This window comes from Sphingomonas sp. LH128, from assembly GCF_000293195.2.
GTDB lineage: Bacteria > Pseudomonadota > Alphaproteobacteria > Sphingomonadales > Sphingomonadaceae > Novosphingobium > Novosphingobium resinovorum_A.
Window position 1 is genome coordinate 1 of sequence record NZ_ALVC01000148.1, and the last position, 7,964, is coordinate 7,964.

10 protein-coding genes are annotated in these 7,964 nt (G+C 64.7%); 1 reads left to right on the plus strand and 9 read right to left on the minus strand.

Features of this window, described 5'->3' with window-relative positions:
• From LH128_RS34535 to LH128_RS33395, 6 genes are all read right to left on the minus strand, one after another.
• On the minus strand, positions 1-264 hold a 264-nt coding region (locus tag LH128_RS34535; protein ID WP_327195155.1), incomplete at its 3' end, for a transcriptional regulator domain-containing protein.
• Between the two features lie 121 nt (positions 265-385).
• Positions 386-649 (minus strand): DNA -binding domain-containing protein, encoded by a 264-nt coding sequence (locus tag LH128_RS12910; RefSeq protein ID WP_037519307.1) that lies wholly within the window; start codon positions 647-649, stop codon positions 386-388.
• 138 nt (positions 650-787) lie between these two features.
• Entirely contained in the window at positions 788-1,033 is a 246-nt protein-coding gene (locus LH128_RS12915; RefSeq protein ID WP_008830084.1) for a helix-turn-helix domain-containing protein, read from the minus strand.
• Between the two features lie 190 nt (positions 1,034-1,223).
• Positions 1,224-1,553 (minus strand): DUF736 domain-containing protein, encoded by a 330-nt coding sequence (locus tag LH128_RS12920; protein ID WP_008830085.1) that lies wholly within the window; start codon positions 1,551-1,553, stop codon positions 1,224-1,226.
• A gap of 578 nt (positions 1,554-2,131) precedes the next feature.
• Positions 2,132-2,572, minus strand: coding sequence for a hypothetical protein (locus tag LH128_RS12925; RefSeq protein WP_008830086.1), 441 nt, complete (start codon positions 2,570-2,572; stop codon positions 2,132-2,134).
• Positions 2,573-2,716: 144 nt separating this feature from the next.
• On the minus strand, positions 2,717-2,884 hold the full coding sequence (locus LH128_RS33395) for a hypothetical protein (RefSeq protein ID WP_008830087.1): 168 nt from the start codon (positions 2,882-2,884) through the stop codon (positions 2,717-2,719).
• Positions 2,885-3,218: 334 nt separating this feature from the next.
• Between LH128_RS33395 and LH128_RS12930 the strand changes: the two genes are divergently transcribed.
• Positions 3,219-3,779: a flavin reductase family protein gene (locus tag LH128_RS12930; RefSeq protein ID WP_008830088.1), complete on the plus strand. Its 561-nt coding sequence runs from the start codon at positions 3,219-3,221 to the stop codon at positions 3,777-3,779.
• A 10-nt stretch (positions 3,780-3,789) separates the two neighbouring features.
• On the opposite strand, the gene LH128_RS12935 is transcribed toward LH128_RS12930, so the two are convergent.
• The 3 genes from LH128_RS12935 to LH128_RS12945 form a co-directional block, all read right to left on the minus strand.
• On the minus strand, positions 3,790-4,725 hold the full coding sequence (locus tag LH128_RS12935; protein WP_008830089.1) for a DUF2493 domain-containing protein: 936 nt from the start codon (positions 4,723-4,725) through the stop codon (positions 3,790-3,792).
• Positions 4,726-5,040: 315 nt separating this feature from the next.
• Entirely contained in the window at positions 5,041-6,087 is a 1,047-nt protein-coding gene (locus LH128_RS12940; protein WP_008830090.1) for a DUF7146 domain-containing protein, read from the minus strand.
• Positions 6,087-7,964 (minus strand): strawberry notch C-terminal domain-containing protein, encoded by a 1,878-nt coding sequence (locus tag LH128_RS12945; RefSeq protein ID WP_442800360.1) that lies wholly within the window; start codon positions 7,962-7,964, stop codon positions 6,087-6,089. Before LH128_RS12945 ends, LH128_RS12940 begins: the two co-directional genes overlap by 1 nt.

Genomic DNA, 7,964 nt, shown 5'->3' on the forward strand with positions numbered 1-7,964 from the left:
AGTTTGAACGGATCGGCGGTAAGGGTCCAGGAGATAACCGCAGTCAACGCATTGAGGGCCGGGTCTGTAGCGAAAAGACAACCCCCAGTGCTCGGACAGAGCCCTTGCTTTGTCGGGAGCGAGGTGGCCGGCCTGCTGTAATTCCGCGTATTCGCGGCGGTAGTCGTGGTTTCTCCGCAGAAACTCCCACGCGATATCTGGCGCACTTAGACCATCGATATAGTCATAGGCTGAGCCAGTTCTCCAGCTTCCTTCCTCAGACATTCTTACTCTCCTGTCGCGCCTCTCTGGGGCGAGCAATGCGGAGAACACGATTCCAAGTTGTCTGAGGCTTGGGAAGTTCGAAGGTGGCGCGACGTGATGCAGGTTCTGCATCACCAGTCGTTCAGTGGTAACTCGACCGGACCAGATGGCGAAAGCCGTTCTCGGTCATCCACTTCGCGCGGGCCAGGTGGCTGGTGTAGACGCGCTCAGCCCGCTGCCCATCTTTGTCAGGGTCGAGGCCGAATATGACGGTGACCGCTTCTTCCCAGCACGCGCCGTCGGCCTCGGCGTCCAGCAGTCGCAGATAGGTTTTCAGGTGCTCGCGGTCGTAGGGCGTGAGCATCGTGCTTTCAGGCGGCTGGTCTAGGAAGTCTGTCTTGGTCACACCGGTCCCCTGATGTCATTCTTATCCATTCCGGTGGCGTTTGTTAACCGTGTCTTGGTTGCATCGCAGCAAAAACTGCGCCGTTGGTGGCAACGGCGCACGCGGCGCACGCGGGGCATGCGGTAGGCAAGGAAAACGCTATCGCTTGTCGATTTTCCCACGAACGACCATCACTCCTTCGCCTTGGTCGGTGGTCAGGAGGAGGATGCCGTGGCCTTCAAGCGCCCGACGTACCTGATCTCGCGTCGTCTCGTACACCTCGAGCCCGCTTGCGGATTCGAGGCGCTTCAGCGCGGTCAGTGATACCTGGGCCTTGTCAGCGAGCGTCTCCTGATTCCATCCGAGCAACGCGCGTGCGGCCCGCGATTGTCGGGCGGTGATCATGCATGATCACCTCCCACTCAGACCGACGCGCATACCAGAACTACGACTATAATAGTCGCTCTTGAGCGACGGCGCTACCCGATACTGCCTTTACGGGTTGGCCTGACAGCCTTTGGTATCGGAACTGATTCGGTCGCCCGCAAAGCGCTTGGCCCCGCCCGGTTTGCCCGGGCGGGGCGTCGCGCTGGCCTTACTCGCCGTTGCGGCGGCCGTTCGGGCGGGACCAGATGAGGCTGAAGCCTTCGCCTTCCTCGTCATCGAAAAGGTTAGCGTAGATCGGGGCGTTGAAGCTGGGATCGTCGAGCTTCAGGCCCAGATAGGCGCGGCCCTCGTTCGAGGTCTTGGACCAGGCGGCGCCGATTTCGGCGCGGCCGACGAAGACGCGGTGGCTGGGGGCGTTCTCGCCGGTGGCGCGGGCCTCGGGGACGATGCGGACGTTCTTGGTCTGGACGCTGAGGGTGACGATTTCGCCGGTGAATTCGTTGTTGCCGGTCCTCTTGAAGGTGCCGATGGTCGCCATGGTAGTTCTCCTTGAACTCTGTCCCGAGCCCGCACCATTGCGGCCTCGATGGCGATCGACGGGCCGGAGGCGATTGACGGCGCACCCCGCAGGGGCCTGACAGCAAAGGAGGGGCTTTCTTGGCGCGCGAGGAATGACGGCGCAGCCGGCAGGGGAAGAAAGTTTCGACGCCGCTGTTGCGGCATAGGCGATCGAGGCGCAGCCGACCTTCGGCCAGATCAGCCCATTGAAGAGGCCGTTCTGGAGCGGTCGACCTGACAGAGACGCATCACAGGAGAACGTGGCGACCATCCCGGACCGATATGACCGTGACGACGCCCGACAGCGCGGCTCAGCCTGATCTGCCAGACGCTTCGTCCCGCCGTCTCCTACCCGTCGCCCCGAGATCGCCCATTTCCGGCACTCGCACCGCCTTCGGGCGCCCGTCAGGGCATTGCCCCCGGCACCGTCACCGAGGGCGTTGCGCGCTGACTGGGTTAGGCGTCGATCCGATCAACGCGATTGCAAACGACCCTGGCGACAGGGAGCGGGATAGGTCACAAATCAACCGGCCCGCCGTCCGCCGCCGGATAGGATATTCAGGCCCGCGCGACGTTCTGCCCGGTTGGTCCGGCCGCGGTCATGGCTGTCACTCGGATCAGCGCCGTGACGCCAACGGCGATTGCGCCGATGACGGAGAAGATGATTTGCCAGGTGTCGGAGGGCATGGTGTGTTTCACGATGCCATGCGTCGCGTGGTAGCCGGCGAGCGCCGCGGGTGCGACGAAGGCGATTGCGATCGCAAGGCGTATCCATATCGGACGGACGAAGACGAGCATGAACTGCCCGAGGCCGAGCGTCAGTGCGGCGGTGACAAAGCCGATGACGATCGCGCCGAGCCAGCCGGCGCCGGTCTGGTAGGCCCATGTCCCGGCGCTGACACCGGCGAAGAACGGCAGTGCGAAGACAGCCAGCGTGAATAGGAGCCAGCATAGGCCGCCGATGGCGACGATGCTGAAGAGGATGCCGAGAAAGATCATGGTGGTGTTCTCCGTGCGATAAAGCTTTGACGGTCGCGCCTCCACCACCACCACGGCGCGTCGCCAGTATAGCTGAAGAGAAGGCAGGACGGGAGCGAAAATCCCCTAGGATTCCCGCTTGCGGCCGTGACGCCTTGCCCGCGGTCAGCGGGCGAAGGGATCGACCTCGTGAACGATGGCAGCGATTTCGCCATCATATTCACCGGCGGGCATGACGCCCATGGTGCCGTCGCCGGCCTGGAAGATGACGATTGAGACCATGAGGGTGGTGGCGAGGCTGAAGGCGAAGGCGTGAGCTTGATTGAGGGACATCTGACCGGCTCCTGTCTTGGAGGCGGGAGACCATCTCCCGCGCGACAGGCGCCCGATGTGTCCGGCCGATGGCCGCAATCACCGCGCAGGCGAAGCTGGAGCGGCGGCATGCTCGCATAGCCGACCCTTTACGGGTTGATGGCGTCAGGCCAGCGGCTGGATCAAGGATCAGCGCATTGGAAGCGGGTGATGGTTTTCCGCCATGACCGGGGCCACGATGGAAACGCCCGGTCAATGCCTTCCCGCTAAAGCATCGCCGCCGTGCTGCCGGTCGTGATGCTGCCGGCATGGGCGGTTATGGTCATGCTAAGCGCAACAGCCGAAGAGGACGCCCATGCCGAAGCTTCCCAAGAAAAGCGATTTCCCGGTGAGTCAGGTGCGGCGCTATCTGGAGCCAGGGCCGATCGTGCTGGTGTCGTCGAAGTGGCAGGGCGCGACCAACATCATGACGCTCGGTTGGCAAACGATCCTGGAATTCTCGCCCTCTTTGGGCGGCCTGATGATCTCCGGCGGCAATCACAGTCACCGCATGATCCGCGACAGCCGGGAGTGCGTCATCAACCTGCCGACGACGGCGCTGACCGATACCGTGGTCAGGATCGGCAACACGTCGGGGGCTGAGATCGACAAGTTCGCTGAGTTCGATCTCACGGCGGAAGACGCGAGCAAGGTTGATGCGCCGTTGATCGGCGAATGCCATGCCAGCTTCGAATGCCGCCTTCACGACGACGCGCTGGTCGACAAGTACAATTTCTTCATCTTCGAGGTGGTGAAGGCGCATGTCGCCACGTCGCCAAAGCATCCTGAGACGCTGCATTACACCGGCGATGGCGTGTTCGTGGTGTCCGGCAAGGTCATCAGCCGCAGATCGCTGTTTCGGCCCGAGATGCTGTGAGAGGCGGCGCTCACGCGCCACCTCCCTTCGGGCGGAAATCGTAGAGTGGGATGCCGAGCTTCCTCGCCTTGTCGGCGAGGTTGTCCTGAATGCCGGTGCCGGGGAAGACGATCACCCCGATCGGCAGAACGTCGAGCATCTGATCGTTGCGCTTGAACGGTGCGGCCTTGGCGTGTTTCGTCCAGTCAGGGGCGAATCCGACCTGCGGCACTTTGCGGGCGTCGGCCCATTTGGCCGCGATCTTCTCTGCGCCCTTCGGCGACTTGCCGTGCAGCAACACCATGTCGGGGTGCTTGGCGTGGACCTGATCGAGCTTGGCCCAGATCAGGTGGTGATCGTTGAAGTCGAGCCCGCCGGTGAAGGCGATCTTGGGACCGGCGGGTAGCAGCACCTGATTGTCGGCCCGCTTCTTGGCGGCGAGGAAGTCCCGGCTGTCGATCATCGCCGAGGTCAGGTTGCGATGGTTGACCATCGATCCACTGCGCGGTCGCCAGTTTGATCCGGTGTGGCGCTCGTAGTGCTCGGCGGCCTGGTCGCGCATCAACTCGAAAGCGTTGCGGCGTTCGATCAGGGTCTGGCCCTCGGCCGTCAGGCGTTCCAGTTCGACGGCCTTCACCTCGCTGCCGTCCTGTTCGCGCTGGCCGCGGCGCTGCGCCTGCTCGTTGTCGTCCAGCTCGCGCTCGATCCGTTCGTTGGCCCGGTGGAAGACGTTGACTGTCGACCATAGGAGATCGTCGAGGTCGGGCTCGAGGCGGGTGTCCTCCAGAGTGACGATCAGGGCGTCGAAGATATCGGCGATGGCGCCGGCGACATGGTCGCCCTCCGGAAGTGGTCGGGGATCGGGTTCATCCGTGAAGGGACGGTAGCCGTAAAGCTGGAGTTCGCTGAGGACATGGTCGGTGGGGGAAGAGGCGTGGTGCGGTTCGTAGTCGTCGTGCTCGCTCATCGGGATGCTCCGTCGGTTCGACCGCGACCCTCGCGGCCTTCATGGCGACGAAAGCCGGCGGGCGGGCCGGACCTGCATCCGCAGCGAAGCGGAGGGCCGGAGCACAGCGGAGGATGGCGAAGGCGGGCTATTTTGCCTCGCGATGGAAAGCGGCCCTCGGCCGCGCCGGAAAATAGTCCGCCGCAGACATTGCGGGCCCGGGCCGTTTGCTGGCCGATCGCCCTCTCGAAGGCCGGGGCGCGGTTCTCTCCGACATCAAGATCATCCGAGCGACGCCGACGACGGCGCTCCCGCCGCCTGCATTCTCCTTGCGGCCTATGCCGCCAGCGCCATGAAGCGTGCGACGTCCTGGGGCGCGATCTGCATCCGTGCCGCTGCCCGGAGGCTGTCCAGGCCTGCCAATCGGAGATCCTCGTTGAAGTCGCCCAGGTTTGGAGACACCACGACCGCCTCGATCCCGGCCGCATTCGCCCGCTCGATCAACGCCGTCATCGCACCATCGCCGGCCCGATCATTGTCGCGGGCGATGTAGAGCCGGCGCAGCGTGTCGGGGAACAGGATCGCCGAGAGATGTGCCGCCGAAAGCGCCGCCACCATCGGCATGGTGGGCAGCGCCATCCTGAGCGAGAGCATCGTCTCGATGCCTTCGCCCGCCGCCATCACCTCGCCAGTCACACCGAAGCGAACGGCGTGTCCCAGGAGGTCGCCCATCGCCCGCCTCGGCGTGTCGATCGGGGCCTTGTCCGATCCATCATGCGCGAGCCAGGTGCGGTGCGCGCCGGTCTGATGCCCGTGGCGATCGGTGACCGATGCGATCATCGCCGGCCAGGTCTCGGTCGGGGAATGCTCGTCAGGCCGGTAGTAGCACCGAGGGTGAAAGCGCAGGCTTCCGGTGTCGTGCAAAGCCGTAATTGCGCGTGTCCGCAGATACGTCTTTACGAGCGTGCCCGAAATCGGCTGCGCCATTGCGAAGAGCCGCCGTGCCGCTTCCGGCGATCCGGTCGGCGCCGGCAACTTGCGTTCGCCGTCATGTGGACGATCCGGTTCAGGATGCGGAATCGACAGGAAGGTGCGCGCTTCATCGGCGACGTCCTTGAAGTCGACCAGGCCGCAGCTCTCGCGGATGACGTCGAGCAGGTCTCCATGCTCGCCGGTTGCCGCATCCGTCCATTTCCCGGCCGCGCCCTTGCCGGTTTCGCCGCCCTTCAACCGCACGAACATCGAGCGACCGGGCGTGTTGCGCGCGTCGCCGACCAGCCAATAGCGGCCCTCCCGATGACCGGCGGAGAGATAATGGCGGCATACCGCCTCGGCCTGTCGGCCGAGACGGATCGCCAGTTCGGAGGCGTCTTGTCGTGCCATCACGCCGCCTCCCGCTCGCCGATGCGCTCGACGGGGTAGCGCTCCAGCACTTTGGCCAAGATGGCCGCGCCGGTCGCGTCGGTCGGGACGAACATCCGCAGCTTCCACGAGATGATCTCATGGAACAGGCCATAGGCCCGCAGTCGATCGCGCATGGCGTCGGTGAAACCCGACAGCTCGATGCGGTTGGCGCCCATGACCCGGACGCGGCGGAGCTGGAGGCCCTCGGTGAGATCGAGGACGGTCTTGCCGTCCCTAAGCGCCATGAACGCGTCGTCGGGCGTCAGGGTTGACGTGCCAGCCGCGAGCGCGCCGGCCACCCAGGCGGGGGAGACGCGACGGCCGACGATGCGTTCGCCGTCGTCGGTCTGGAGCCGATAGACCCGTGTCGACTCGTTCGGCAGCCGCTTCCAGATCGGCAACAAGAGCCCGCTGACGACATGGATGGTACTGTCGGCATATTCCGGCACCTCGGCGGCTTCGGCGTCCCAGGCCGCTTTGAAGGCGATCCGCTCGGCCTGCACCCAATGGGTCTCGTCCATCATCTTGATGGGGATGTTGTGCGCCTCCATCGGCCGGATCAGCCGGACCCGCCGTTCGATCTCGCCATCGTCCAGCATGATGCTGGTGGTTGGTATCTGCACGGCGGCGCGGCCTGAGCGCTCGTTGATCAGCAACCTCGCGCCCGGATCGTCGAGATGGTCGAGCGCCTCGGCCAGCGTCACGGGACGGTTGCGCTGGCGCTGGGTGATGGTCAGCAGCCGGGCCTCGGCGCCGGTGCCGGGATGAACGTGGATCGTCCGGCGATCGGTAACGATGAAGCTCTCGGCCTGCAGGGTCTCTAGCCCGACGTCGTAGCTGCCGGAAGCGATAGCACCTTCGATCTTGGCGTTCAGCAGTCGCTCGAACGCCGTGAAGAGGACGCCTTGAAGCTCGATGGTCAGCGCCAGCAACCTGTTCAGGAAGGTGGTGATCGGCGGCAGCTCGTCCTTGATGCCGGTGGAATCCATCAGCGACAGGCCGGTGGCGTCCTCGAACATCTGGAGCGAGCACCCTTCGACCTTACCGCGCACCAGCAGCAGGTAGAGCTGCCGCAGGGCATCGCGGGCGTAGTAGCTTTCGAGATTGTCTTCGGGTCGGAACAGGCCTTGGCCGCCCGTCTGACGCTGGCCGCGCGTGATTGCGCCGAGGGTGTCGAGGCGGCGGGCGATGGTCGAGAGAAAGCGCTTTTCCGCCTTCACGTCCGTCGAGATCGGCCGGAACAGCGGCGGCTGCGCCTGATTGGTCCGGTTGGTGCGGCCCAGGCCCTGAATGGCGGCGTCGGCCTTCCAGCCCGCCTCCAGCAGATAGTGGACGCGCAGCCGCTGGTTCCGCGCCGACAGATCGGCGTGATAGCTGCGCCCGGTGCCGCCGGCGTCGGAGAAGATCAGGATGCGCTTCTGATCGTCCATGAAGGTCTGCGTTTCCGCCAGATTGGCCGAGGCGGCGCGGTTCTCCACGGCGAGGCGGTCGATGCCGCCGGGGCTAGTCCTGCGGACGATGCGGCGCGAACGTCCCGTCACCTCCGCCACGACATCGGTGCCGAAGCGCTGGACGATCTGGTCGAGCGCGCCGGGGACCGGTGGCAGCGAAGCGAGCCTCTCGATCAGGCGGTCGCGACGGGCGATGGCGTCGCGGCTCTCGACCGGCTGGCCGTCGCGAAACACCGGCCGCGACGACAGGTTGCCCTCGCTGTCGGTGAACGGCTCGTAGAGCTGCACCGGGAAGGAATGGGCGAGGTAATCCAGAACGTATTCTTTGCAGTCGACATTTATGTCGAGCATTGCGGCCGGAGGCGTGGGATTGCGTCGATTGGTCATGATTTTACTCCAGATAAT